Raw genomic sequence first — 23,466 nt, forward strand, 5'->3', positions numbered from 1 at the left:
CGAGGGCGCTGTATCCAAAAGCGCCCGCTGCGGAAGCAAGGACGGCCTGTAGGACAGCAAAACAACGCGCAATCGGCGTGTACCCGCTATCAGCTGTGTCGTTGCGCGAACTATAGCGACTTCTCAGTTGCTGTCAGCCTGAGACTGCAGAATGAACATCAGCTTTTCGTAGTCACTTTCGACGCTCTCGTCGCCGCGGAAGCGGCTGAATTCGAGATGATTGTCTTCGAACACATCGATTTCCAGCCGCTCGCCGACCAACGTCACGGATAGTCGGATCGTATCGGGTCGCGTTCGCTCGATGAAGAAGTGGTGACCGAGTTTCTCGAGCAGGCGGACGGTCGCGAACAGAGTTGAGGACATCGGCGCACGTCTTTCGGATCTTGGCATCACTGCCGTGGAGGATGGCCGGGGACTCACTAGCCATGAACGAAAACGGCGAACCTCTCGGTCCGCCGTTCTGTTCTGATGGATTGCCGGGTCAAGCCCGGCAATGACGTCCGTCTGGACAGCGATCAGTTGTCCAGAAACGAACGCAGCTTCCGCGACCTCGACGGATGCTTCAGCTTCCTCAGCGCCTTCGCCTCGATCTGACGAATACGCTCGCGCGTCACCGAGAACTGCTGGCCGACTTCTTCCAGGGTGTGGTCGGTGTTCATGCCGATGCCGAAGCGCATGCGCAGCACGCGTTCTTCGCGCGGGGTCAGCGAGGCGAGCACCCGCGTCGTGGTTTCGCGCAGGTTCGACTGAATCGCGGCGTCGATCGGCAGGATCGCGTTCTTGTCCTCGATGAAGTCGCCGAGATGTGAATCCTCCTCGTCACCCACGGGGGTTTCGAGCGAGAGCGGCTCCTTTGCGATCTTCAGGACCTTGCGCACCTTCTCCAGGGGCATGCCGAGCTTTTCGGCGAGCTCCTCGGGCGTCGGCTCGCGGCCGATCTCGTTCAGCATCTGGCGCGAGGTGCGGACGATCTTGTTGATCGTCTCGATCATGTGCACGGGGATGCGGATGGTGCGGGCCTGGTCGGCGATCGAGCGGGTGATCGCCTGCCGGATCCACCACGTGGCGTAGGTCGAGAACTTGTAGCCGCGGCGATACTCGAACTTGTCGACCGCCTTCATCAGGCCGATGTTGCCTTCCTGGATCAGGTCGAGGAACTGCAGGCCGCGGTTGGTGTACTTCTTGGCGATCGAGATCACGAGACGGAGGTTGGCTTCCACCATCTCCTTCTTGGCCTGACGGGCCTCGCGCTCGCCCTTCTGCACGGAGTGCACGATCTTGCGGAATTCGCCGATCTCGAGACCGGTCAGCGCGGCCAGTGATTGCACCTCCTGGCGCAGATCCTTGATGCGGTCCTTCTCGTAATGGACGAAGTTCTTCCAGCCCTTGGCCGAGAGCTTTGAGACACGGTTGAGCCAGCGCGGATCGAGCTCCGAGCCCTGGTAGTTGCGCAGGAAGTCCTCGCGCGCGACGCCGTGGGAGTCGGCGAGACGCATCAAGCGGCTCTCGAACGAGACCAGCTTCTTGTTGATGTCGTAGAGCTGCTCGACGAGCGAATCGATGCGGGCCTGGTTGAGGCGCAGCGACTTCACCTCGACGATGATCTCGTCCTTGAGCTTCTTGTACTTGCGCTCCTGCGACGGCGACAGCGACTCGCTCTGCAGCTGGTTTGCAATGTCCTGCTCCTGCAGGCGGCGCAGCTTCTTGTACTCGGACGCGATCTTGTCGAAGGTCTCGACCACCTTCGGCTTCAGCTCGGCCTCGATGGCGGCGAGCGACATCTGGTTCTCGAACTCGTCGTCGTCCATGTCGGCTTCGGCCGCCGCCTCGCCGGGATCCTTCTCCTCGGCCGGCGCGCCGCCGTTCGGCGCGGCACGGAACGGCGTCGCCTGCTGCGGCGCCGCCGGCGGCGCAACCGCCGCCTGGATCTCGCCGCCCTCGGCCGCCTCGCCATCGCCGGCCGCGGGCGCTGCGATCTGCGGGTTCATGCCGCCCTTGGACTCGGGGCCGGCATAGGTGGCTTCGAGATCGATGATGTCGCGAAGGAAGATCTTGCCTTCGTTGAGCTCATCACGCCAGATGATGATGGCCTGGAAGGTCAGCGGGCTCTCGCAGAGGCCCGCGATCATCGCCTCGCGGCCGGCCTCGATGCGCTTGGCGATCGCGATTTCGCCCTCGCGCGACAGCAGCTCGACGGTGCCCATCTCGCGCAGATACATGCGCACGGGATCGTCGGTGCGCTCACCGGGCTCGGATTTCTTGACCTCGGTGACGGCCTTCTGCGTGATCTCGACAAGCTCGTTGTCGGTCTCGTCCTCGCCGTCGTCCTTCTCCTCGGACTCGTCGGCCTCCTCGGCCTCGGTCACGTTGATGCCCATATCGGACAGCATCGACATGATGTCTTCGATCTGTTCCGGCGAGGTGGTGTCGGAAGGCAGCACTTCGTTGAGCTGATCAAAGGTCACGAAGCCGCGCTTCTTGGCCTGCTTGATCATCTTCTTGACGGCGGCGTCCGACAGGTCGAGCAACGGCGAAGGGGCGTCGGCGGCGTCCTTTTCGGGAGCGTCGGCGGCCTTGTCGTCCTTTTCCTTGTCCTTCACCTGCAGCGTCTTTGCCTTCGTGGCCATTCATTGCTCCCGAAACGCGCCCGCTCTACCCGTGGCATCGTAGCCCTTGGCATCGCGGCGCCCGCCTGCTCTACTCAAACTGTTCTCGACGCGGAAAGGGCGGCGCACATCTGAAGTCGCCACCCCCAAAGGTCTGTCGCTGGTGTCGTCCCGTTTTGGACCGGCGCGCGTTTCTTGCAAAAGCGATACCGGTTTTGCAATCGAATCCGGCGCCCAATTACCGGCGTGGTATCCGACAGCGAAACCAACCCATCACTTGCAGAAAATGCCCCGGACCTCTTAAACTTCGATTAACCCTGTTTTTGCAGCCAAACCATGGATTTGGCGAGTCTTTTCGCGCGGACCCTGATCCCGCTCGGCGGGACCGGCCGAAATGTGCTCGTCCATGACAGGGCGCCGGGCCCGATTTTCACACGTTGCGATTGGTACGCCCGGACAGTTCCCCGAAGCCTTCGATCAGCGCTTCGGTGCCGTCCATCTCGGCCATCCTGGCCTTCACGTCCCTCAACCAGCCCATGTTCGGCTCGCTCGGCTCATCGCCCAAGGCAAGCTCGGCATCCTTCAATTCCCTAAGTAAGGAGTGCCATTGCCGATGCAAGGCAACGAGCTGGTGCCAAGTCGCAAGAACGTCATCGCGCGCCGCCCCGGGCTTGGCGGCCCACACCGCCGCGGTCGTGATCGCCCGCTCAACCCGTTGAAGAAGCTCGGAAAAGCCTCCCTTCTCCAGGTCGGTGCGCATCTTCTCGGCCTGCTCGTCCGGATCCGGCGAATGGTGGTGGTCGTGGGCGAAGGCGGCGATGATCGCGGCGCGCAGCTTGTGCGCCTCGGGGTGGGCGAGTTCCAGGGCCGCGACCTCCTCGAGGTGGTCGTGCAGGATCCAGGGGTGGTTGATCAGGCATTGCAGGATCAGCGCCTCGCGGCGCGAGATCGCCGAGCGCTGGCCGCGCATGATGGGGCTCATCGCGAGTTGCGGGCTCGCCGCCATGTAGGGTCCGCGAGCCATTGACGGGCCTGTGGACGGCGCGCCGCCACGGCGGCCGCACCCTGTGGATAACCGCCCCTGTTGCCCGGAACCGGGACCACGAGGGGCAAACCGGCGTCCTGATTCGGCACCGAAGCCGCGGCCAAAGCCCCTGCCGCCGTCCGGCGCGAAGGCGCGGTAGAGCCGGTCGCTGAGGTCCTGCTTGTAGTATCTCCGCACCACCTCATCGGCGATGCCGCCGGTGAGCTGGCCGATGCGCGCCTCCAGCGCGGCGCGCCGTTCCGGGGTGGTGAAGCTGCCGCCCTCGATCTCGCGCGACCAGATCACCTCGGCGAGCGGCTTTGCGACCTTGAGCACCTCCTCGACCGCACCGCGGCCGCCGGAGCGGACGAGGTCATCGGGGTCCTGGCCTTCGGGCAGCAGCGCGAAGCGCAGGCTCTTGCCGGGCTTGAGATGCGGCAGCGCCAGGTCGGCGGCCCGGTAGGCCGCTTTCTGGCCGGCACGGTCGCCGTCGAAGCAGAGGATCGGCTCGTCGACCATCTTCCAGATCAGCGCGAGCTGGCTTTCGGTCAGCGCGGTGCCGAGCGGCGCCACGGCGCCGGCGAAGCCGGCCGCGACCAGCGCGATGACGTCGACATAGCCCTCGACCACGATCATTGGCGCACCATTGTGCGTGGCCTGGCGGGCGGCTGGGAGATTGTAGAGGTTGTCGCCCTTGTGGAAGAGCGGTGTCTCCGGCGAGTTGAGATATTTTGCCGGCACGTCCTTCTGCATCGCGCGCCCGCCGAAGGCGATGACGCGGCCTCGCAGGTCGGTGATCGGGAACATCACCCGGTCGCGGAAGCGATCGTACGGCACCGGGATGTCGTCGCCGCCGACCAGCAAACCGGCCTCGACCATGTCGTTCACCGGCACCCCCTGCGCGCCGAGATATTCCTTCAGCGCGAAGCGGTCCGGCGGCGCGTAGCCGAGGCGGAACTGAAGCTGCGTCTGCGGCAGGATCGCGCGGTCGGCGAGATAGCCTCGCGCTCTTGCGCCATGGCGCGAGGCCAGCGTGTCGGCGAAGAATTTCGCCGCCAGCTCCATCACGTCATACAGCGTCTTGCGCTGGCGCTCCTGCCGCGCCGCATCCGGCGTCGCCACAGGGAGCGCGAGGCCGGCAATCCCCGCCAGCCGCTCCACGGCCTCCGGGAAGGAGCAGCCCTCGGTCTCCATCACGAAGTCGAAGATGTTGCCGTGCTTGCCGGAGGAGAAATCGTGGTAAAAACCCTTCTGGTCGTTGACGTAGAAGGACGGCGTCTTCTCCTGCTGGAACGGCGACAGCCCCTTCCACTCCCGCCCGGCCTTCTTGAGCTTCACGCGCTTGCCGACGACATCCGAGACCGGAAGCCGGGCGCGCAGCTCATCGAGGAATTCGGGGGTGAAGCGGGCCATGGGCGGCGTTACGGTCCTGTGTGGGTGAACTTACGCATATAGGCAGCCGTGTACGAAATGTGAACTTCCTCGGCCTTATCAGGGCTATTCACAGCCCCCGCTCTCTCCGCCCGTCATTCCGGGGCGCCCGCAGGGCGAGCCCCGGAATCCATAACCACGAGCGGCAATGAGGGCGTGACGGCCACGTCACCTGCGTGCCCCGCGCGGTTCGTGGTTATGGATTCCGGGCCCATCGCTGCGCAATGTCCCGGAATGACGGCGGAAAGGCCTACGGCGCCAGGAAGCGTCCCGAGGCGATGCGGGCGGCCTCGTCGACGGGCCAGTTGTAGACATAGGTCCAGGCCTCGCGGACCGAACCGTCCGCCAGCGTCACGCCGAGGTGCTGGCGCAGATATTCGGTCGGCTGCTCGAACCCCTCGCCGCAGGCCTCGTACATGTCGAACTCGCGCAGCATCGGCGCGGGCTGATGCAGCCGGAACAGTTCGCCATGGACGATATCGGCCGCGTCCTCCGACAGCACGAGGCCGGGATAGTGCTGGATGCGGTAGAGCCGGCCGCGGCAGCTGGCCTCGGCGACGAAATCGGCATTGGCCGACAACAGCCGCGCCATCGGATGGTCGAAGCCGCGCATCAAGGTGCCGTAGACGAACAGGAGATCGGAGGTCGTGTCGGAGCTCATGGTCCTGCATAGCCGCCCCGGCGCGGCAAGGCCAGCTTACGCCGCGCCGCGGGCGGGCAGGATCTCGTCGCTGACGACGTGGAATTTGGTCAGGGTCATCCGGCCGAACGAGGTCGACAGCGCGACGTCGGCGGCATCGCGGCCGGTGGCCATCAGGATGCGCCCCATGCGCGGCACGTTGTGGCGGGCATCGAACGTGTACCACTGGCCGGAGAGATAGGCCTGAAACCAGCCGGAGAAATCCATCGGATAAGGCTCCGGCGGAATCCCGATGTCGCCCATGTAGCCGGTGCAGTAGCGCGCCGGGATGCCCATGCAGCGGCACAAGGTCAGCGCCAGATGCGCGAAGTCGCGGCAGACGCCGGTGCGCGACTGATAGACATCGTGCGCCGACTTCATGTGATGGGCGTGCTCATAGCCGAAGCTGACATGCTGATGGACGAAGTCGCAGATCGCCTGCACCCGCGTCCAGCCCGCCGACACCTGGGCGAACAGCGACCAGGCGACGTCGGTCAGCTTGTCGGTCTCGCAATAGCGGCTCGGCATCAGATAGAGCAGAAGCTCGTCCGGCAGCTGATCGATCGGCAGCTGCTGCGCCTCCGGATTGACCGCATCCGGCAGGCCGGAATCGCGCACGATCGCGCTGCCATGAAAGGTGACGCCGCCGCTCGGCGCCACCAGGCGGCCGCAGATGTTGCCGAAGCTGTCGTGATAGAAGCTGATCGGCACCGCCGGCTCGGCGACGATGGTCTCCGTGCCGATGATGTCCTGTCGGCGCGAGGGATGGATCGACAGCATGATCACCATCGGCGTCGCGGCTGGCGCCGCATAGGCGATCTCGAACCCGACCTTGATCTGCATCCGTCCCCTCCTCCGCCTGTGCACAGGCTCGGCGATATCAGGCCTTGTGATCGACCACTGGGACCGGCATCGTCAGCGAATCATCATCGCGGGTTTCGACGAACCAATCCAGGTTGACCTCTGCTCAATCGTCGTTCGTCATGCCGCCTGAATGAGCAACGAACGTGACCATGACTGAGCCTTGCACGTGACCGATCCAAAACGACTCCTTCAAAGCGATGAAGTTCCGCCGGTCTATGAGCAGAACGTCAACGGCGCATCATCGCTCATGTTCACCTGCGATCATTACGGCCGGCTGCTGCCGCGCGCGCTCGGCGATCTCGGACTTGATGAAAGCGAGCTGGAGCGGCACATCGCCTGGGACATCGGCATCGCCGCCGTCGCGGAGGCCGTCTCGCGCGCGCTCGATGCGCATCTCGTGGCGCAGCGCTATTCGCGGCTCGTCATCGACTGCAACCGCTGGCCGACGGCGCCCAACGCGATCCCGATGATCAGCGAGCGCACCACGATCCCCGGCAATGAAGGCCTGACGCATGAGGACGCCGAGCTCCGGCGCCGCACGATCTTCGATCCGTATCATGACCGCATCACCGCCGTGCTGGATGCGCGCAAGGCGGCGGGGCGGCCGACGATCCTGGTCTCGCTGCACAGCTTCACGCCGGTCTACGCGGGCATCGCGCGGCCATGGCACATCGGCACGCTGTATCAGCACGACAAGGTTCTGCCGCCATTGCTGCTGAAAGCGCTGCGGGCCGAGCCCGACCTCGTCGTCGGCGACAACCAGCCTTATGCCGTCGGCGACAACACCGACTACACCATTCCCGTGCATGGCGAGGGCCGTGGGCTCATCACATCCGGCATCGAGATCCGGCAGAACGAGATCGCCGAGCCCGAGGGGCAGAAGCTCTGGGCCGAGCGGCTGATCCGCATCCTCGGCGAGATCGAGAGCGAGCTGCGCGGCCGGGGGCTCGCATAAAGAGCTTGGAGCATCGCAGGCGACATTTGCCTGGAGAAGCTCACCTGCCCTCCACCGTCCTTCGAGACGCCCGCCTCCGGCGGGCTCCTCAGGACGAGGGCGGAATGTGTGGCGTTGCTTTGTCGCAGCGCGATTCAACCCTCATGGTGAGGAGCGCGCCGCTTGGCGCGCGTCTCGAACCATGAGGCCCGGAGCCCTACTCCGTCATGTCGGATGCGTCGTGATGCGACAAGAGGCCGGCGAGCCGCCACAGCGCGGTGCGCAGATCGTCATGGCTCGGCAGTCCCAGCGCCAGCCGCACCGCGTTGGGTGAATGGCCATGCGCGATGGCGAAGGCGCTCGCCGGCGTGATCGCGATGCCGGCGCGGGCCGCCGCCGCGGTCAGGGCCTCGGCACGCCAGCCTTCCGGCAGATGCAGCCAGACGTGATAGGAACGCGGATCGGCGTCGATGCGATGGCCAGCGAGGCACTCGGCGACGATCGCCTGGCGGACGACGGCATCGGCGCGCTTGCGCCGGGTGATCTCGGCCGCGGTGCCGTCGGCGAGCAGGCCCATGCCCGCCGCCAACGCGAGCGAGGTCACCGACCACGCGCCGGTGCGCACCGTCGCGGCGAACTTTTCGCGCAACGCCGAGGGCACATAGAGGAAGCCGACCGCAATGCCCGGCGCGAGCCGCTTGGCGAGGCTGTCGACGACGATGACGCGCTCCTCGGCCTGCGCCGCCAGCGACACCTGATCGCTGAGAAAGCCGTAGACGAGATCCTCGATGATCATCAGCTCGTGCTTGCGCACGAGCCGAACGATCTCCTCGCGCCGCGCCTCGCTCATGGTCAGCCCGAGCGGGTTCTGCATCACCGGCTGGATGTAGATCGCATTCAGCGCATGCGCGCGGTGCGCCTTGGTCAGCGCATCGCCGCGGACGCCTTCGCCGTCCATCGCGAGCGGCACCAGCGTGACGCCGAGCCGCGCCGCGATGCCCTTGATCATCGGATAGGTCACGGCCTCGACGCCGAGCCGGCCGCCGACCGGCACCAGCGCAGAGATCGCCGCCGCCAGCGACTGCCGGCCGCTGCCGGCAAACACGAAGTTCTCCGCGCGCGGCCGCCAGCGCTCCCCGGCAAAGAAGGCCGCGGCCGTGCGGCCGGCCTCGACGAGCCGGCGCTGGGTGATCGGCGCCAGCACCGGCGCTAGCTTCTCCGGCCGCTGCCAGGCGGCCAGCGATTTTGCGATCAGGGCCGCCTGATCGGGCAGTGTCGGAAAATTGAACTCGAGATCGATGCGTCCGTCGAACGCCTCCAGCCGCAGCGACGGCGGGACCGGGACCGGCTCACCAGCGACGAAGGTGCCGCGACCGACTTCGCCGACCACGAGGCCCCTGCGCAATAATTCGGCATAGACGCGCGCTGCCGTGGATGCGGCAATTCCCCGCTCATAGGCGAACTGGCGCTGCGGCGGCAGCCGGTCACCGGCCTTCAGCCGGCCCTGCGCGATGTCCTCGGCGAGGTCGTCCACCAGGGTCGTATACGAAGCATTCATGCTATATTGCACCGAGAGCAATGTTTCAATTGCACCGAGATATGTACTGCGCGATTGCTCTTCGAACAACGCAATCGAAGACCAATAGGTGACTCATGGCATATTCCCTGGCGCAGCGTTGGGCAACTCCGCAAGTTGCCCACGGAAAGAGCAACTTGCTCCAGGTCCCGCAACTGTGGCTGCAGCGCCTGTTCTGGCGCTCCGAACTCGCGATGCTCGACGCCGAGCAGATGCGCGACTGCGGGCTTGATCCGACCTTGGTTCAGGAAGAGGCCAACAAGCCGTTCTGGCGCGACTGACACGGCATTCAGGGAGAACACAGCCATGCCGACGCTTCCGTTTCACCAAGTCGACGTGTTCTCCAAGGTTGCTTTCAAGGGCAACCCGCTTGCGGTGATCGCCGAGGCCGACGGCCTCGACGACGCAACGATGCAGGCGATCGCCAACTGGACCAACTTGTCGGAGACGACGTTCCTGTCGCCTGCCCAGGATCCAGGCGCTGACTATCGCGTGCGCATCTTCACGCCGCAGCGCGAGCTGCCTTTTGCAGGCCATCCGACGCTCGGCTCAGCGCATGTGTGGCTTGCGCTCGGCGGTCGGCCGAAGGGGGAGCACGTGGTGCAGGAATGCGGCGCGGGCCTCGTGCGCATCAAGCGTGACGGCGACCGGCTCGCCTTCGCGGCGCCGCCGCTGCGCCGGACCGGCGCTGTCGATGCCGAGCTCACGGCCAGGATTGCCGCCGCGCTTGGCATCAAGGCTCAGTCCATGCGCTCGGTGCAGTGGGCCGACAACGGCCCGGGCTGGATCGGCGTGCTGATGGACTCGCGCCAGGATCTGCTCAACATCAAGTTCAACGTGCTGGCGCTGTCGCAGCAGCCGGTCGGCGTCGTCGCGCCATGGGATACAGCGACGGACGGTCGCGATGCAGACTACGAAGTCCGCGCCTTCACCTGGAGCGGCGCCGAAGACCCGGTGACGGGCAGCCTCAATGCAAGTCTGGCGCAATGGCTGATCGGCGCCGGAATTGCTCCGAAGCAATATGTCGCGTCGCAGGGCACCGCACTCGGCCGCGCCGGCCGCGTTCACGTCGCCCAGGAGGGCGAGACCATCTGGATCGGCGGCGACGTCGCGCCGGTGGTGAAGGGTTCGATCAGCCTATAGGCCCGTGAAGGGCAGGACCGGCACCACAGCCATGGCGCCGCTGCTTCCGCCCGCCGAAGGCGTCGCCTATACTTCGGCCAAACAGGCGAACGTGCATGAACATCAAGGTCGATCCGGCCGCGGTCACGCCCGAGCAATTCTTTTCCTGGGTGACGACACAGGACGAGCGCTACGAGCTCGTCGACGGCGAAGTGGTGATGATGGCCGGCGCCGGCCGTCGCCACGATGCCATCGTCGTCAACCTGAAGGCTGCCCTGCACGCCCAGACCAGGGGCGGTCCGTGCCAGACCTTCACGGGCGACACCTATGTGATCACGTCGCCGTCGACCCGCCGCATGCCGGATCTGGGGGTGGATTGCGGCAAGCCGGATGAGGACTCGCTGGTGGCGGACCGGCCGGCGCTACTGGTCGAGGTGCTGTCGCCCACGACCGGCGGCTTCGACGTGACGGTCAAGCTGGCCGAATATCAGGCCTTGCCTTCCCTCGACTACATTCTGTTCGTCGATACCGACAGCCCCAACGTCCATCTCTATTCGCGCGCTGCAAACGGCGCCTGGACCGATGTCGTGCTCAAGGGGATCGAGGCGGTCATTCAGTTGAAGAAGCTGAACGTCTCGCTCGAGCTTCGCGACGTCTATGCCGGCCTGGACTTCCGGCCGAAGCCGCGCCTCGTCGAGTAAGCGCAGCATCGGCCCTCGATTGCATCCTCACCGCGCCCGCGTCAACGCGAGCCACAGGCCGCCGCCGATCATGAAGCCGCCGGAGATGCGCGAGACGAGGCGCGTCCGCCTCGCCGAGAACATCTTGCGGGCACGGCCGGCGAGCAGCGCATAGACGGCGTCGGTGAGGCCCGCGACCACCATGAAGGTGACGCCGAGCAGCGCCACTTGCGGCACGTGATCCCGGCTCATGTCCATGAACTGCGGCAGGAAGGCGCCGAAGAACACCATCACCTTCGGGTTTGACAGCAGCACCAGCAGCCCCTGCAGGAAGAAGCCGCCGCGCGGCGGCGGAGGCGGCGCCTCGCCTTCGGCGATGCCTTCGACCGGCGAGCGGATCAATTGGATGCCGAGCCACACCAGATAGGCGGCGCCGATCAGGCGTACCCATTCGAACCAGTAGCCCATGGTGGCCATCAGCGTCGTCAGGCCCATCGCGACGACGCCGATTGCGATGGCAAGCCCGGTCTGCACGCCCGCAATATTGATCAGTGCGGCACGGGTTCCATGACGCAACCCATTGGCGATCAACAGCGTCACGACGGGTCCGGGCAGCAGCGCCAGCGCGACGCAGGCGGCGATGAAGGCGAGATAGACTTGCAATGACATGAAGCGCCCCGGTGCGAGTGAGGAGCACGACTAATGCATGACATGTTTGCCGATGGAAGCGGGGTCTGCTCCGAGAGACGCGCAAAAGATGATTGACATGCAACCTTTTAGTTGCATATTTTCCTGTCCATGGACGAAGTCTTCAAGGCGCTGGCGGATGCATCGCGGCGGGCGCTGCTGGACAGGCTCCATGCCCGCAACGGGCAGACGCTGGCCGAACTGTGCGATGGCCTCGCGATGACGCGGCAGGCCGTGACCAAGCACCTTGCGATCCTCGAAGCGGCCAATCTGGTGACTACGCGCCGGCACGGCCGCGAGAAGCTGCACTTTCTCAATCCGGTGCCGATTCACCAGATCGGCGAGCGCTGGATCAGGAAATTCGAGCGCGCCAGGCTCGTGGCGCTCGGCGAATTGAAAAAACGACTGGAGGACGGCGATGACTGAACCGGGACGCGCGCTCGACATCTCCAAGTTCAAGCCGGAGACCGTCTACACCATCTACATCGCCGCAAGTCCGGAGAAGGTCTGGCAGGCGCTGACCTCGGCCGAGTTCAGCCGTCACTATTTCTTCGGCTTCGCCGTCGAGGCAGAGTTGCGCGAGGGCGGCGCGTTCATCGTGCGCGCGCCGGACGGCTCGGAGCATATCAGCGGCAAGGTGATCGCCTGCGAGCCGCCGCAGCTTCTGACCATCACCTGGGACGTCAACTGGCCGGGCCTCGTCGAGGCGCTTGGACGAACGCTGGTGACCTATGAGATCGAAGCCGCCGGCGACGCAGTGCGGCTCACCATGACCGAAGCGCATGAGCGGCCGTTGTCGGACGACATCCTGTCCGGCGGACGCGCGGGCTGGCCGGCGATTCTGTCGAGCCTGAAAAGCCTGCTCGAGACCGGACAGCCGCTCGCCGTGAAGATGTCGCCGCCGGCGCGCATGCTGGCTGCACTCAAGGCGATGGGGATTCAGGTGCCCGGCTAGCTCGCCGCTAGGACACCGCAGCGATCTGCGGAATGCACGCGAGCACGCCGCCGACCTGCACGGCGTTGCTCAGCATGCCGCCCCAATGCAACCAGCGCAGACGGCGGACGGCCTTCGCATCGCCGGCGTCACGGTCACGGATGCGCGCATCCATCTGCTTCAGGAACCAGCGGCGCGACAGCAGCGCGAAGCCGGCGATCAGGCCGATGCCGAGCGCCAGGCCGGGACGCCCATCGGCCAGCACCGCAAGCGTGCCGATGCCGCCGGCGATCGCCAACGCGACGAAGTAGGAATCGAACATGCCGCGCAGCAGCCGTGTCACCGGAACGATATCCAGCCGCACCAGCAGGAAGGCCGGCGCTGCCAGCAGCAGATAGAACATCGGCAGCAGCAGGATGATGGTGGCGAACAGGGCGATGTTGTCGGGCATCATCGTTCTCGCTGCTCAGCTTGGCGCGACGATCCGCCGATAGAGATGCCACGTCGAATGGCCTAGCACCGGCACAGTGACGAGCAGGCCGAGGAAGTACGGCAAGGCCGAGACGATCAGCAGCACGGTGATGACGCATGCCCAGCCGATCATCGGCCCGGGACTGGCGACGACTGCGCGCACGCTGGTGATCATCGCAGTGACGAAGTCGACATCGCGATCCAGCAGCAGCGGGAACGACACCACGGTGAGCGAGAACAGCACCAGTGACAGCGCCGCACCGTCGAGATTGCCGATCGCGAGGAACAGCAGGCCCTCGTTGGTGGTCAGCACGACGGTCATGAATTCCCTGATGCTGGAGAACGAGGCATTGAGCCCAAGCAGCAGCGCGATCAGCAGCCGCACCTGGTACATCCAGATGACGAAGAAGAACAAGGTGACGAACGCCATCCAGCCGATCTCGCCGCGCGAGGTGACGGTACGCAGGATCGCGCCATAGGAGATCGGCTGTCCGAGTTCGCGGCGGCGGCTGACCTCATAGAGACCGATGGCGACAAACGGGCCGATCAGCGCAAAACCCGCGGCCAGCGGATAGGCCAGATAGACCATGCCGAAGGCCGTCGCGCACAGCACGATGCTGATGCCGCCGAGCACGTAGATCAGGCCGAAGGCGAGCCCGAACAGCGGCTGCGCCTGGAAATCGCGCAGGCCTTGCGTCAAGGCCTCGGCAATATCGGCCGTGGTGATGCGGCGCACCACGGGGTCGGCACGTCCCGAGACGGATGCGGTCATCGGCGGTCCCTCCTGCATGTTCTTGTTGCAGGGATGCTAACAGCGGGAGGGCGGGGATTTCAATTTCAACTTGTGGGCAGAGGTGAAGGGAGTGATCTCATGCCCTGCCTGTCGCGAGATGAAGGCTCTCGCCGACCAGACGGTCGGCTCCCTCGCCCCGCACTTGCGGGGAGAGGGGTGGGGTGAGGGGCGGCCGCACGAGAAGTATCCGTGATTAGACCTGTATCCCCTCACCCGGCTTGCATCTGGCGATGCAATGCGACCTCTCCCCGCTCTAGCAATGCTTCGCTTCGCCCTGACGGGGAAGGTCGCAAGCCGCACGATCGTGCCTCAAACAAAAGCGTCCCTACCCGCGCGCCCTCAATTCTCGCCGCAGCACCTTGCCCGTGGCCGTCATGGGCAGGCTGTCGGTGAACTCCACATGCCGCGGATATTCATGCGCGGCGAGCTTCACCTTGACGAAGTCCTGGATCTCCCGCGACAGCGTGTCATTCGCAACGAAGCCGGGCCGCAGCACGATCCACGCCTTGACCGCCTCGGTGCGCACGGGATCGGGAATGCCAACCACGGCAGCCAACGCCACCGCGGGATGCTTGAGCAGCGTGTCCTCGATCTCCGAGGGGCCGATGCGGTAGCCGGCGGAGGTGATGACGTCGTCCTCGCGGCTCGCATACCAGAAATAGCCGTCCTCATCCTGGGTGCCGAGATCGCCGGTCAGCAGCACGTCGCCGGCGAACTTCTTCTGCGTCGCCTCGGGATTGCGCCAATATTCGATCATGGTGCAGGGATTGGGCTGGCGCACGCCGATGATGCCGCGCGTCCCCCGCGGCAGCTCTTCGCCCTTGTCGTTCACGATCAGCACCTCGAAGCCCGGTGTCGCCTTGCCCATCGAGCCCGGCCGGATCGGAAACAGCTTCGCATTGTTGCCGACGACGAGATTGCACTCGGTCTGGCCGTAGATCTCATGCGCGTCGATGCCGAAGGTCGCGCGCACCCAGTCGAGCAGCTCGGCGCCAAGCGACTCGCCGCCGGTCAGGATGCTGCGCAGCTTGACGCCGTCATGCTTGACGTTCGCCTGGCGCATCAGCTTCAGCGCAGTCGGCGGCAGGAACACGTTGCGGATTTGATAGTCCGCCATCAGTTGCATCGCCGCCTGCGGCACGAACTTTTTCGCACGATAGCCAACGACGGGCACCGCGTGATACCAGGCCGGAAACAGCGCATCGAACAGCCCGCCGATCCAGGCCCAGTCCGCCGGCGTCCACATCACGTCGCCGGGCTTCGGCAGAAAGCCGTGCACCATCTCGACATTCGGCAGATGGCCGAGCAGCACGCGATGCGCGTGCAGCGCGCCCTTGGGATTTCCTGTGGTGCCCGAGGTGTAGATGATGATCGCCGGATCGTCGCTCGACGTCGCGACCGTCGGAAACTGGGCGGAGGCGCGCTCCAGCGTCGGCCAGAACGGCCGGGCGCCGCTCGCCTCGCCGTCGATGACATAGATCGTCTTGAGCTCCGGCAACTGGTCGCGAATGCGCGCCAGCTTGGCAAGGCCCGTGGCGTCGGTCACCACGACCTTGGCGCCGGAGTTCTGCAGCCGGAATTGCAGCGCGTCCTCGCCGAACAGCGTGAACAGCGGCACCGAGACGAGGCCGGCGCGGAAGGCAGCGAGATGGACGATCGGCAGTTCGAGGGATTGCGACAGGAACACCGCGACGCGATCGCCCTGCGCGAGGCCGTCGGCCTTCAGCACGTTGGCGAAGCGGCAGGAGGCGTCACGCAGCTCGTCGAAAGACACGCGGCGCGCAGCGCCGTCCTCCTCGACGACGATCAGCGCGAGGCGGCCTGAGCCGTCGGCGTGGCGATCACAGGTCGCGACGGCAATGTTGAACTGCGCCGGGATGTCCCAGCGGAAGTCGCGGTAGAGCTGGTCGTAGTCGGACGTTTCCTGGAGCATGGCGGAGGCGTTTCCCTCTCGGTTGTTGGTTCAAGCGTACCCACGAGGTGGCGAATGCCCGGACGCTTGCTCGGTCCTCAACCTCGCCCCGCGTGCGGGGAGAGGTCGGATTGCATCGTCAGATGCAATCCGGGTGAGGGGGCTCTCCGCACGGTCGGTGCGCGTGGCTGCCCCTCACCCCAACCCTCTCAGCGCGAGCGAAGCTCGTCGCGGCCCCGTGAAGAACGGGGAGAGGGAGCGCACCGCCCGTGCGGGTCGCCTGTCGATTAGCAGCTGGCAACGGGCTCAGCCCGTCAGCGCGGCCTTCACCAGGCCGCTCGCCTTGGCAAAATCCATCTGTCCCGTGTACTTCGCCTTCAGCACCGCGATCACCTTGCCCATGTCCTTCATGCCCGCGGCACCGGTCTCGGCCACCGCGGCCGAGATGGCCGACTTCACCTCGTCGTCGCTCATCTGCTTCGGCAGATAGGCCGAGATGACCGCGATCTCCTCGCGCTCGCCGGCGGCGAGCTCGGCGCGGCCGCCCTTTTCGTACAGCTCGACCGATTCCTGGCGCTGCTTGATCATCTTCTGCAGCACCGCGAGCACGTCGGCGTCGGTGAGCGGCGGCTTGCCCTCGCCGCGCGCGGCGATATCGGCGTTCTTCAGGGTCGAGTTGACCATGCGAAGGGTGGAGAGCTTGCGCTCGTCCTTGGCCTTCATCGCCTCCTTGACCGCGTTGTTGATGTCGTCGCGCAGCATGCTCTCACCCTCTCGAATTCGGTTGCCGGCTGGTCTAGGCGGTTCGTTCTCCCGAAACAACTCGGTTCCGCATCCGTTCTGGCCTGCGGGACGGAAACCGGGCCATTCTCCGCGCAAATTGACCTAAATCGCGTGTGAATCGGCCGCTTCCCGCTTTGACGCCGGGCCCGCGCCCCACTATGTAGGGGCCTCATGACACACATCGATACTGACGCCGCCTGGCCGGACCATAAACCGACCGCGCTCCTCGTGCTCGCCGATGGAACGGTGCTGGAAGGCTACGGCCTCGGCGCCGAAGGCCACGCTGTGGGCGAGGTCTGCTTCAACACCGCAATGACCGGCTACGAGGAGATCCTGACGGATCCGTCCTACGCCGGCCAGCTCATCACCTTCACCTTCCCGCATATCGGCAATGTCGGCACCAACGACGAGGATATCGAGACGGTGAACATGGCGGCGACGCCAGGCGCGCGCGGCGTGATCCTGCGCACCGCCATTACCGATCCCTCGAACTACCGCGCGACACGCCATCTCGACCAGTGGCTGCGCGCCCGCGGCATCATCGGCCTGTCGGGCATCGACACCCGCGCCTTGACGGCGCTGATCCGCTCCAAGGGTATGCCGAATGCGGTCATCGCCCATGCGAAGGACGGCAAATTCGACCTCGACGCCCTGAAGAAGGAAGCGCGGGAGTGGCCGGGGCTCGAGGGCATGGACCTCGTGCCGATGGTCACCTCGGCGCAGCGCTTCAGTTGGGACGAGACGCCCTGGGTGTGGAACGAAGGCTTCGGCCAGCAGACCCAACCGGAGTTCAACGTCGTCGCGATCGACTACGGCATCAAGCGCAACATCCTCCGCCTGCTCGCCGGCGTCGGCTGCAAGGTGACAGTGGTGCCAGCCACCACCTCGGCCGAGGACATCATGGCGATGAAGCCGGACGGCGTGTTCCTGTCCAACGGTCCCGGCGACCCCGCGGCGACAGGCAAATACGCCGTGCCGGTCATCCAGCAGGTGATCGCCTCGGGCACGCCGACCTTCGGTATCTGCCTGGGTCATCAGATGCTCGGCCTCGCGGTCGGCGCCAAGACCAAGAAGATGCACCAGGGCCATCACGGCGCCAATCATCCGGTCAAGGACGAGACCACCGGCAAGGTCGAGATCACCTCGATGAACCACGGTTTCGCGGTCGACCAGGACACGCTGCCGGCCGGCGCGACGCAGACCCATATCTCGCTGTTCGACGGCTCGAACTGTGGCATCGCGCTGGACGGCAAGCCGGTGTTCTCGGTGCAGTATCACCCGGAGGCCTCGCCCGGGCCGCAGGACTCGCACTATCTGTTCCAGCGCTTCGCCGAGCTGATGCGCGAGAAGAAGCGCAGCGCGGCGTAAGGCCGAGCCGCTGACGACAATCGAATGCCCGGGTCGCTCCCGGGCATTTTTGCATCCGGTTTCGTGATGACGCCGCCGCAGCTTTGCGCTCGCGCCGTCGCCGCTTTCTTTATATGATGATCCTCATCCAATGGAGAGCAGCAGAGATGGGCGAGACGGTCGGACGTGATGATTACGGCGTGGTACCGGTGTCGGTGCTGGCCTCGATGCCTGGATTGGATTTCGTGCGCGGCATCTTCGCAGGCACCTTGCCGCAGCCGCCGATCATGCAGGGCGTCATGCCGTTCGACTGCACGGCGGAGCCCGGCCACGTCGTGATGCATAGCGTGCCGGGCTTGCGGCACTACAATCCGATCGGCTCCGTCCACGGCGGTTATGCCGCGATCCTCCTGGACTCGGCGATGGGACTTGCCGTCCATACGCGGTGTCCGCAGGGCAGCGGCTATACGACGCTTGAGTTCAAGATTTCCTTCGTCAAGGCGATGACCGAGGCGACGGGCGCCGTACGCACCGAAGGCACGACGCTGTCCTTCGGCCGCCGTGCCGCGACGGCCGAAGCGCGGATCACCGATTCACAGGGGCGGCTGCTCGCGCATGCGACCACCACCTGCCTGGTGTTCGAGCTGCCCAAGGGCTAGCCCGCGCCGCCTCACTTGCGCGAGACGCTCCAGTACACCGGCGCCGGCGGATTGAGCAGACCCGTCAGCTCCGCGCGTGCGGCACGGAACTGATAGGCCACAGCGATCGGGATGTAGGGCACGGTCTGCACGGCGCGCAGCTGGATCTGTTCGGCCAGCGTCTTGCGCTCGGCCGTGTCGGCGGAGTCGCCGAACGCGGCGCGCAGCTTCTCGATCTCGGCATCGCACGGCCAACCGAACCAGGCCTTGTCGCAGTTCGAGCGCAGGCCGAGATGGCTGATCGGCAGCATCATGTCGAGGCCGCCGGGGCCGGAGATGAAGATCGACCAGCCGCCTTGCCCGACCGGCTCCTTCTTGGTGCGGCGGCTCACGACCGTCGCCCAGTCCATCGCCTGCACGTCGACCTTGAAGCCGGCGGCCTTGAGCTGCTGCTCGGCGACCAGGCTCGCGGGATGGATCTGCGCGTTCTCGGAGGCGTCGAGGATCACGACCGGCGTGCCGTCATAGCCGCTCTCGCGCAGCAGCGTCTTGGCCTTCTTCAGGTCGAAGGACGGGAAGCCCGCCTCCGTGTAGTATGGCGAGGCGCAGATGTAGAACGACTTGCAGGCCTGGATGGCGCCGCCCTCGCCGCCGCCCCAGGCCTCGATGTAGTCCTGCGGATTGACCGCGAGCAGCGCGGCCCGGCGGATGGCGGGATTGTCGAAGGGCGGCTGGATCGCGTTCAGGCGGATCTGCTGCGCCACGCCGATCTCATCCTGGTTGGAGACGACCACATTCTTGCCGGCCTTCGCCACCGGGACGAGATCGGCCGGAATGTCCTCGGCAATATCCAGTTCGCCCTTTTTCAGCGCGTCGAGCGCGGTCTGCTGGTCAGGAATGATCAACCATTCGACGCGGTCGACCTTGACCACCTTGCCGCCCGCGAGGCCCGACGGCGGCTCGGCCCGCGGCACATAGTGCGGGTTCTTGACGAAGACGAGCTTCGAGCCCGGCACCCATTCATCCTTCTTGAAGATGAAGGGGCCCGAGCCGGTCTGGTCCGCGAGCGGCTGTCCCGCAGCGGTGCCGGCGATGATCCTGGCGGGGACGATGAAGGGCACCGGCGCGCCCGGCTTGGCGAGCGCATCGAGCACGAAACCCCAGGGCTCCTTCAGCGTCAGCGTGAAGCTCCTGGCGTCGACAGCCTCCCACGCCGCGCCATGGGCATTGAGCATCTGGCCCATCGCATCGGCCTGGCTCCAGCGCTTCAGCGAGGCCACCACGTCCTCCGACGTCACGCTCGCGCCGTCGCCGAACTTCAAGCCGTCGCGCAGCTTGAAGGTCCATACCTTGCGGTCCGCAGAGGTCGTCCAACTGTCCACCATCTGCGGCTTGACCTGCAGCTTGTCGTCCACCGTGAACAGCGTGTCGTAGATCATGTAGCCGAAATTGCGCGCGATCGAATCCGCGGCGATGGTCGGGTCCAGAACCTTGAGATCTCCCGACGGCTTCACCTTCAGCACGGTCTCGGCGCGCGCGCCCGTCGCGGGCAGCGTGGCCGCCAGACAGACCAGAACACCCGCCACGATTTGACGTAACTTCATCATTCCCTCCATGCTCGTCGGACGTGAATGCCGACGTGTCAGCTCGAAATCAGTTGCTTGCCTTGCGCACGTCGCTCGCCGCTGCGCCGGATGAACGAGAAGGCGGCGAGCGCCAGTCCTGACCTCGGCTCGCGCCCGAGGCTCGCATCGGAGAAGGTGAGCGCGATGCCCTGCACGCCGCCGAGCCGTGACCGGCCGATGGCGTCCAGCACGGCGTTGCGCTCTTCCGCAGGCAGAGCGCTCGGCCATCCCGCGATGACGACGTTGCTCTGGCGGGTAAGATTGAGAGCGTTGCCGATCGCAAGGCCGAGCCGGTCCAAGCGCGTCTTGATATCCGCGCGGGCCGTTTTGGAGATGCGGAAGTCATCCGGCCAGCGGTCGCCGCGCCCCAGCAAATCGCTTTCCTCGACATTGAGAATATCCGCGAGGGCAACCGTCGATACCAAGGTCTCCAGACAGCCCACATGCCCGCACCGGCATGGGCCACCGCCGGGGTCGACCACCACATGGCCGATCTCGCAGGTCTCGACATCGCCGCTTTCGGCAAGCTCGTCGACGATCGCCGCGCCGACGCCATGGCCGACGAAGACGAAGAAATAGGATCCGCCGAGAACGCCCGTCCCCATCTGCAGGCGGTGAGCGACGGCGCGGGCCACCATCGAATTGGTCATGCGCAGCGGCGTCTGCGGCATCTCCCGCTGACAGAGCGCATCGAGCTTGTCGACATCAACAGCAACGATCGGGCTCGCCCGCAGATCGGGGTCATAGCCCGGGATCGACATGGCCAACTGCTCGAGCGTGATGCCGCGCCGCATGGCCCAGGCCGCGAGATCGCGGACCGCGCGGGTCACCGTCGCCTCGACCTGGGCGGCGCCGAGTCCGTCCGCCAGATCGTAGTGCTCCGAAGACAGCGTCTCGCCGGCCAGCGTTCCCACCGCGGAATAGAGCCGGTTGTTGGAGATCTCGATGGCTGCGACGGCGATCTCGCGGCTCAAGGTGATGAACTGACTCGGGCCGCCACGATACGGCGCCGCGCGCCGCGTCTCCTCGATGACGCCCTCGGCCTTCAGCTCGCTGATGATACGCGAGATGGAGGCCTCGGTGAGCGCCACGCCCTCGGCGAGGTCGGGACGGAACGAACCGCCCGAGCACCAGAGGTATCCAAGGATTGCAGATCTCGTATCGTGCCGACTGCGAATGAGCCGCACGTTCTCCTCCAGCCTCATTCTTACTTATTGTAAGAATGCTAGCCAGCCCGCCCGAGGGTGTCAATTGCCGCGCCCGGCCCGAGCGGATATCGGCGCGCGGCAGCGATCCCGGCCCGATGACCAAACCTCAGGGCCTTGGATCAGGCGCAGTAAAGCCCGTAGAGCGTCTTCAGGATCGCGCGAACCTCGTGGCTCGCCAGCCGGTAATAAATGGTCTGGCCCTCGCGGCGCGTGGCGACCAGATCCAGCGCGCGCATTATCGCCAGGTGCTGCGACAGCGCGGCCTGCCGGAGGCCGACCTGCTCGGCCAGCTCACCGACCGCGCGCTCGCCGTCGATCAGGTTGCACAGCACCATGAGCCGCTTCGGGTTGGCCATGGCCGACAGCAGGCGCGCGGCCTCCTCCGCCTTGTCCTCGAGACCTGCGGCTACGGAGGCGGCCATCGAGGGAGCCTTGGCTTTCCGTGCGACCCGCGCTGTCATGATTGTTACTTCCTTATTTTCGCATATAGGAAATATTGCACATGATATTGGATTGCAACGCGTACTTCGCCGGAGACAACCAAGCAGCATGATCAGCGGGACGACAATCTTCACCGCACTCGCGGGCGGCGCGCTGATCGGGATCGCCGCCGTGATGATGATGGGCCTGACCGGTCGGATCGCCGGCGTCAGCGGCATTGCCGCCCGGCTGCTGCCGCCATGGGACGGCGCGCTCGCCGGCCGGTTCGCATTCGTGGCCGGCCTCGTCGCCGCGACGCTGGCGGTCCGACTCACCACGGGCAGCCTGCCGCCGTTGATCCTCTCGGTCGGCCCGTTGGCCCTGGCGGCAGCGGGACTGCTGGTCGGGTTCGGTGCGGTGTGGGGCAACGGCTGCACCTCGGGTCACGGCGTCTGCGGCATCGCCAGCCTGTCGCCGCGCTCGATGGTCGCGACGCTGGTGTTCATGGCGACGGCCGTCGCGACCACCTTTCTCGTGCGCCACGTGATGTGAGGCGGTCATGGCCATTTTTGCTCAGTTCATCGTCGGCCTCGTCTTCGGACTCGGACTGCTGCTCTCCGGCATGTCCAATCCGGAGAAGGTGCTGAGCTTCCTGGATCTCGCAGCGATCCGCTCCGGCGGTTGGGACCCCAGCCTGATGCTGGTGATGGCCGGCGCGGTCGGCGTCACCTTCGTCGGCTTCCGGCTGGTGCTGCGGCGTCAACGCCCCGTTCTCGACGACCGCTTTCATCTGCCGCCCTCGCAGACCCTGGACTGGCGGATCGCGACCGGGCCCGCCATCTTCGGCATCGGCTGGGGACTGGCCGGGATTTGTCCGGGTCCGGCCTTCGTCGCGCTCGGCTACGGCTCGCCCGCGATCGCGCTGTTCGTGGTCGCCATGTTCATCGGCATGGCAGCCGCACGCATGCTTGCGAACCGCCGGCCGCAGCTCTCCGCCGCTCTTGCAGAATGAGCCAGCTGCCCCCGACAGAGGCGCCGCTTGCACTCGTACCGCTCAACGCGCTTTGAGCACGCACTCCCGGCGCACCGGACATGCGCCGCTCTGCCTCCCCACTTGCTCGATGCCACAACACATAAGGGACGCGCCACGTCATCGCGGCACGTCCCTCAAATGGCATCGCGCGATCGGCTCACGCCGCGTTGCTGCCTTCCTGGCGGCTGGCCTCGAACAGGAACCAAGTGCGGCGCTCGGTCTCGTCAATGAAGTTTTCGAGCAGGCCGGCGGTCGCCGGATCGTCATTGTCGTCGCACACCTCGTGCGCTTTACGCATCGCGGCCGCGATGTGCTTGTTGTCTTCCATCAACTCCCGCAGCATCTCGCGCGGCGGCACATACTCTTCGTTGTTATCCTTGATGGTCTGCAGCTTGCTGATCTGGCTGATCGATTTGATCGTGGTGCCGCCAATCTTGCGCACGCGCTCCGCCAGCTGGTCCGTGGTGGCAAAGATCGCATCCGACTGCTGGTCGAGCATCTCATGATAGTCATGAAAATGCCGTCCACTGACGTGCCAATGGAAGTTCTTGGTCTTCAGATAGAGGGCAAAGGCGTCTGCCAGGAGCGTGTTCAGAGCGGTCGAGATCTTGTTCACGGCGTCCGGCGACAGATCGGTCGGGGTATCGAGCTCGGGGGCAGTCTTATCGGTCTTTGCTTTACTCACGGCCTAACCTTCCT

The 23,466-nt window shown here is 65.6% G+C and carries 25 protein-coding genes; 10 read left to right on the top strand and 15 right to left on the bottom strand.

All coding sequences use genetic code 11. The annotated features are described in order from the left end of the window. Positions 1-123 precede the first annotated feature (123 nt). From ACQR1L_RS27825 to ACQR1L_RS27845, 5 genes are all read right to left on the bottom strand, one after another. Positions 124-363, bottom strand: a complete 240-nt coding sequence (locus tag ACQR1L_RS27825; protein ID WP_434861115.1) for a hypothetical protein — start codon at positions 361-363, stop codon at positions 124-126. A 152-nt stretch (positions 364-515) separates the two neighbouring features. Continuing rightward, positions 516-2,627 (bottom strand): RNA polymerase sigma factor RpoD, encoded by a 2,112-nt coding sequence (gene rpoD / locus ACQR1L_RS27830; protein ID WP_434861116.1) that lies wholly within the window; start codon positions 2,625-2,627, stop codon positions 516-518. Between the two features lie 409 nt (positions 2,628-3,036). After that, the gene (gene dnaG / locus ACQR1L_RS27835) at positions 3,037-5,043 is read right to left on the bottom strand and encodes a DNA primase (RefSeq protein ID WP_434861117.1); all 2,007 of its coding nucleotides are present in this window, start codon (positions 5,041-5,043) and stop codon (positions 3,037-3,039) included. Positions 5,044-5,311: 268 nt separating this feature from the next. Continuing rightward, on the bottom strand, positions 5,312-5,722 hold the full coding sequence (locus ACQR1L_RS27840; protein ID WP_434861118.1) for a gamma-glutamylcyclotransferase family protein: 411 nt from the start codon (positions 5,720-5,722) through the stop codon (positions 5,312-5,314). 36 nt (positions 5,723-5,758) lie between these two features. Continuing rightward, positions 5,759-6,583: a transglutaminase-like domain-containing protein gene (locus ACQR1L_RS27845; RefSeq protein WP_434861119.1), complete on the bottom strand. Its 825-nt coding sequence runs from the start codon at positions 6,581-6,583 to the stop codon at positions 5,759-5,761. 187 nt (positions 6,584-6,770) lie between these two features. Between ACQR1L_RS27845 and ACQR1L_RS27850 the strand changes: the two genes are divergently transcribed. Beyond that, entirely contained in the window at positions 6,771-7,559 is a 789-nt protein-coding gene (locus ACQR1L_RS27850) for an N-formylglutamate amidohydrolase (RefSeq protein ID WP_434861120.1), read from the top strand. Between the two features lie 196 nt (positions 7,560-7,755). Here the strand turns inward: ACQR1L_RS27850 and ACQR1L_RS27855 are convergent, their stop codons facing one another. Further along, positions 7,756-9,165: a PLP-dependent aminotransferase family protein gene (locus ACQR1L_RS27855; RefSeq protein ID WP_434861121.1), complete on the bottom strand. Its 1,410-nt coding sequence runs from the start codon at positions 9,163-9,165 to the stop codon at positions 7,756-7,758. Between the two features lie 86 nt (positions 9,166-9,251). Here ACQR1L_RS27855 and ACQR1L_RS27860 point away from each other — a divergent pair, with 86 nt between their 5' ends. From ACQR1L_RS27860 to ACQR1L_RS27870, 3 genes are all read left to right on the top strand, one after another. Further along, a complete protein-coding gene (locus ACQR1L_RS27860; protein WP_434861122.1) occupies positions 9,252-9,395 on the top strand; it encodes a hypothetical protein in 144 nt (47 codons plus the stop codon). Between the two features lie 25 nt (positions 9,396-9,420). Next, a complete protein-coding gene (locus tag ACQR1L_RS27865; protein WP_434861123.1) occupies positions 9,421-10,257 on the top strand; it encodes a PhzF family phenazine biosynthesis protein in 837 nt (278 codons plus the stop codon). Between the two features lie 95 nt (positions 10,258-10,352). Next, positions 10,353-10,937, top strand: coding sequence for a Uma2 family endonuclease (locus ACQR1L_RS27870; RefSeq protein WP_434861124.1), 585 nt, complete (start codon positions 10,353-10,355; stop codon positions 10,935-10,937). A 27-nt stretch (positions 10,938-10,964) separates the two neighbouring features. Here the strand turns inward: ACQR1L_RS27870 and ACQR1L_RS27875 are convergent, their stop codons facing one another. After that, entirely contained in the window at positions 10,965-11,585 is a 621-nt protein-coding gene (locus ACQR1L_RS27875) for a LysE family translocator (RefSeq protein WP_434861125.1), read from the bottom strand. 129 nt (positions 11,586-11,714) lie between these two features. On the opposite strand from ACQR1L_RS27875, the gene ACQR1L_RS27880 reads away from it, so the two are divergent. Both ACQR1L_RS27880 and ACQR1L_RS27885 read left to right on the top strand, forming a co-directional pair. Next, positions 11,715-12,029 (top strand): ArsR/SmtB family transcription factor, encoded by a 315-nt coding sequence (locus tag ACQR1L_RS27880; RefSeq protein WP_434861126.1) that lies wholly within the window; start codon positions 11,715-11,717, stop codon positions 12,027-12,029. Further along, a complete protein-coding gene (locus ACQR1L_RS27885) occupies positions 12,022-12,558 on the top strand; it encodes an SRPBCC family protein (protein ID WP_434861127.1) in 537 nt (178 codons plus the stop codon). Before ACQR1L_RS27880 ends, ACQR1L_RS27885 begins: the two co-directional genes overlap by 8 nt. Positions 12,559-12,565: 7 nt before the next feature. On the opposite strand, the gene ACQR1L_RS27890 is transcribed toward ACQR1L_RS27885, so the two are convergent. The 4 genes from ACQR1L_RS27890 to ACQR1L_RS27905 all read right to left on the bottom strand — a co-directional run bounded on the left by ACQR1L_RS27890 (position 12,566) and on the right by ACQR1L_RS27905 (position 16,475). Continuing rightward, positions 12,566-12,988 (bottom strand): hypothetical protein, encoded by a 423-nt coding sequence (locus tag ACQR1L_RS27890; protein WP_434861128.1) that lies wholly within the window; start codon positions 12,986-12,988, stop codon positions 12,566-12,568. A 15-nt stretch (positions 12,989-13,003) separates the two neighbouring features. Continuing rightward, the gene (locus ACQR1L_RS27895; protein WP_434861129.1) at positions 13,004-13,780 is read right to left on the bottom strand and encodes a DUF2189 domain-containing protein; all 777 of its coding nucleotides are present in this window, start codon (positions 13,778-13,780) and stop codon (positions 13,004-13,006) included. Between the two features lie 346 nt (positions 13,781-14,126). Beyond that, a complete protein-coding gene (locus ACQR1L_RS27900; protein ID WP_434861130.1) occupies positions 14,127-15,734 on the bottom strand; it encodes an acyl-CoA synthetase in 1,608 nt (535 codons plus the stop codon). A gap of 285 nt (positions 15,735-16,019) precedes the next feature. Next, complete coding sequence (locus ACQR1L_RS27905; RefSeq protein WP_434861131.1) at positions 16,020-16,475, bottom strand: GatB/YqeY domain-containing protein; 456 nt, start codon at positions 16,473-16,475, stop codon at positions 16,020-16,022. Between the two features lie 192 nt (positions 16,476-16,667). Between ACQR1L_RS27905 and carA the strand changes: the two genes are divergently transcribed. Both carA and ACQR1L_RS27915 read left to right on the top strand, forming a co-directional pair. Continuing rightward, positions 16,668-17,864 carry a glutamine-hydrolyzing carbamoyl-phosphate synthase small subunit gene (gene carA, locus ACQR1L_RS27910; protein WP_434861132.1) on the top strand — a complete coding sequence of 399 codons (1,197 nt, stop codon included), beginning with the start codon at positions 16,668-16,670 and terminating at the stop codon, positions 17,862-17,864. Positions 17,865-18,010: 146 nt separating this feature from the next. After that, complete coding sequence (locus ACQR1L_RS27915; RefSeq protein ID WP_434861133.1) at positions 18,011-18,502, top strand: PaaI family thioesterase; 492 nt, start codon at positions 18,011-18,013, stop codon at positions 18,500-18,502. Between the two features lie 11 nt (positions 18,503-18,513). On the opposite strand, the gene ACQR1L_RS27920 is transcribed toward ACQR1L_RS27915, so the two are convergent. The 3 genes from ACQR1L_RS27920 to ACQR1L_RS27930 form a co-directional block, all read right to left on the bottom strand. Continuing rightward, positions 18,514-20,085, bottom strand: a complete 1,572-nt coding sequence (locus ACQR1L_RS27920) for an ABC transporter substrate-binding protein (RefSeq protein ID WP_434861134.1) — start codon at positions 20,083-20,085, stop codon at positions 18,514-18,516. A 38-nt stretch (positions 20,086-20,123) separates the two neighbouring features. Further along, positions 20,124-21,293 carry an ROK family transcriptional regulator gene (locus ACQR1L_RS27925; protein ID WP_434861135.1) on the bottom strand — a complete coding sequence of 390 codons (1,170 nt, stop codon included), beginning with the start codon at positions 21,291-21,293 and terminating at the stop codon, positions 20,124-20,126. Positions 21,294-21,433: 140 nt separating this feature from the next. Next, entirely contained in the window at positions 21,434-21,775 is a 342-nt protein-coding gene (locus tag ACQR1L_RS27930) for an ArsR/SmtB family transcription factor (protein WP_434861136.1), read from the bottom strand. Between the two features lie 88 nt (positions 21,776-21,863). Between ACQR1L_RS27930 and ACQR1L_RS27935 the strand changes: the two genes are divergently transcribed. Beyond that, positions 21,864-22,286, top strand: a complete 423-nt coding sequence (locus tag ACQR1L_RS27935) for a YeeE/YedE family protein (protein WP_434861137.1) — start codon at positions 21,864-21,866, stop codon at positions 22,284-22,286. A gap of 7 nt (positions 22,287-22,293) precedes the next feature. Then, complete coding sequence (locus ACQR1L_RS27940; protein WP_434861138.1) at positions 22,294-22,746, top strand: DUF6691 family protein; 453 nt, start codon at positions 22,294-22,296, stop codon at positions 22,744-22,746. Positions 22,747-22,924: 178 nt separating this feature from the next. On the opposite strand, the gene ACQR1L_RS27945 is transcribed toward ACQR1L_RS27940, so the two are convergent. Further along, complete coding sequence (locus tag ACQR1L_RS27945; RefSeq protein ID WP_434861139.1) at positions 22,925-23,452, bottom strand: Dps family protein; 528 nt, start codon at positions 23,450-23,452, stop codon at positions 22,925-22,927. Positions 23,453-23,466 lie beyond the last annotated feature (14 nt).

Origin of the sequence: Bradyrhizobium sp. HKCCYLR20261 (genome assembly GCF_051168435.1) — a bacterium.
GTDB lineage: Bacteria > Pseudomonadota > Alphaproteobacteria > Rhizobiales > Xanthobacteraceae > Bradyrhizobium.

What these genes read in the sequence shown, in the direction of transcription:
- ACQR1L_RS27825 (WP_434861115.1), bottom strand. Translation starts at nt 363, where the DNA reads ATGTCCTCAACTCTGTTCGCGACCGTCCGCCTGCTCGAGAAACTCGGT.
- rpoD (WP_434861116.1), bottom strand. Translation starts at nt 2,627, where the DNA reads ATGGCCACGAAGGCAAAGACGCTGCAGGTGAAGGACAAGGAAAAGGAC.
- dnaG (WP_434861117.1), bottom strand. Translation starts at nt 5,043, where the DNA reads ATGGCCCGCTTCACCCCCGAATTCCTCGATGAGCTGCGCGCCCGGCTT.
- ACQR1L_RS27840 (WP_434861118.1), bottom strand. Translation starts at nt 5,722, where the DNA reads ATGAGCTCCGACACGACCTCCGATCTCCTGTTCGTCTACGGCACCTTG.
- ACQR1L_RS27845 (WP_434861119.1), bottom strand. Translation starts at nt 6,583, where the DNA reads ATGCAGATCAAGGTCGGGTTCGAGATCGCCTATGCGGCGCCAGCCGCG.
- ACQR1L_RS27865 (WP_434861123.1), top strand. Translation starts at nt 9,421, where the DNA reads ATGCCGACGCTTCCGTTTCACCAAGTCGACGTGTTCTCCAAGGTTGCT.
- ACQR1L_RS27870 (WP_434861124.1), top strand. Translation starts at nt 10,353, where the DNA reads ATGAACATCAAGGTCGATCCGGCCGCGGTCACGCCCGAGCAATTCTTT.
- ACQR1L_RS27875 (WP_434861125.1), bottom strand. Translation starts at nt 11,585, where the DNA reads ATGTCATTGCAAGTCTATCTCGCCTTCATCGCCGCCTGCGTCGCGCTG.
- ACQR1L_RS27880 (WP_434861126.1), top strand. Translation starts at nt 11,715, where the DNA reads ATGGACGAAGTCTTCAAGGCGCTGGCGGATGCATCGCGGCGGGCGCTG.
- ACQR1L_RS27885 (WP_434861127.1), top strand. Translation starts at nt 12,022, where the DNA reads ATGACTGAACCGGGACGCGCGCTCGACATCTCCAAGTTCAAGCCGGAG.
- ACQR1L_RS27890 (WP_434861128.1), bottom strand. Translation starts at nt 12,988, where the DNA reads ATGCCCGACAACATCGCCCTGTTCGCCACCATCATCCTGCTGCTGCCG.
- ACQR1L_RS27895 (WP_434861129.1), bottom strand. Translation starts at nt 13,780, where the DNA reads ATGACCGCATCCGTCTCGGGACGTGCCGACCCCGTGGTGCGCCGCATC.
- ACQR1L_RS27900 (WP_434861130.1), bottom strand. Translation starts at nt 15,734, where the DNA reads ATGCTCCAGGAAACGTCCGACTACGACCAGCTCTACCGCGACTTCCGC.
- ACQR1L_RS27905 (WP_434861131.1), bottom strand. Translation starts at nt 16,475, where the DNA reads ATGCTGCGCGACGACATCAACAACGCGGTCAAGGAGGCGATGAAGGCC.
- carA (WP_434861132.1), top strand. Translation starts at nt 16,668, where the DNA reads ATGACACACATCGATACTGACGCCGCCTGGCCGGACCATAAACCGACC.
- ACQR1L_RS27915 (WP_434861133.1), top strand. Translation starts at nt 18,011, where the DNA reads ATGGGCGAGACGGTCGGACGTGATGATTACGGCGTGGTACCGGTGTCG.
- ACQR1L_RS27920 (WP_434861134.1), bottom strand. Translation starts at nt 20,085, where the DNA reads ATGAAGTTACGTCAAATCGTGGCGGGTGTTCTGGTCTGTCTGGCGGCC.
- ACQR1L_RS27930 (WP_434861136.1), bottom strand. Translation starts at nt 21,775, where the DNA reads ATGACAGCGCGGGTCGCACGGAAAGCCAAGGCTCCCTCGATGGCCGCC.
- ACQR1L_RS27935 (WP_434861137.1), top strand. Translation starts at nt 21,864, where the DNA reads ATGATCAGCGGGACGACAATCTTCACCGCACTCGCGGGCGGCGCGCTG.
- ACQR1L_RS27940 (WP_434861138.1), top strand. Translation starts at nt 22,294, where the DNA reads ATGGCCATTTTTGCTCAGTTCATCGTCGGCCTCGTCTTCGGACTCGGA.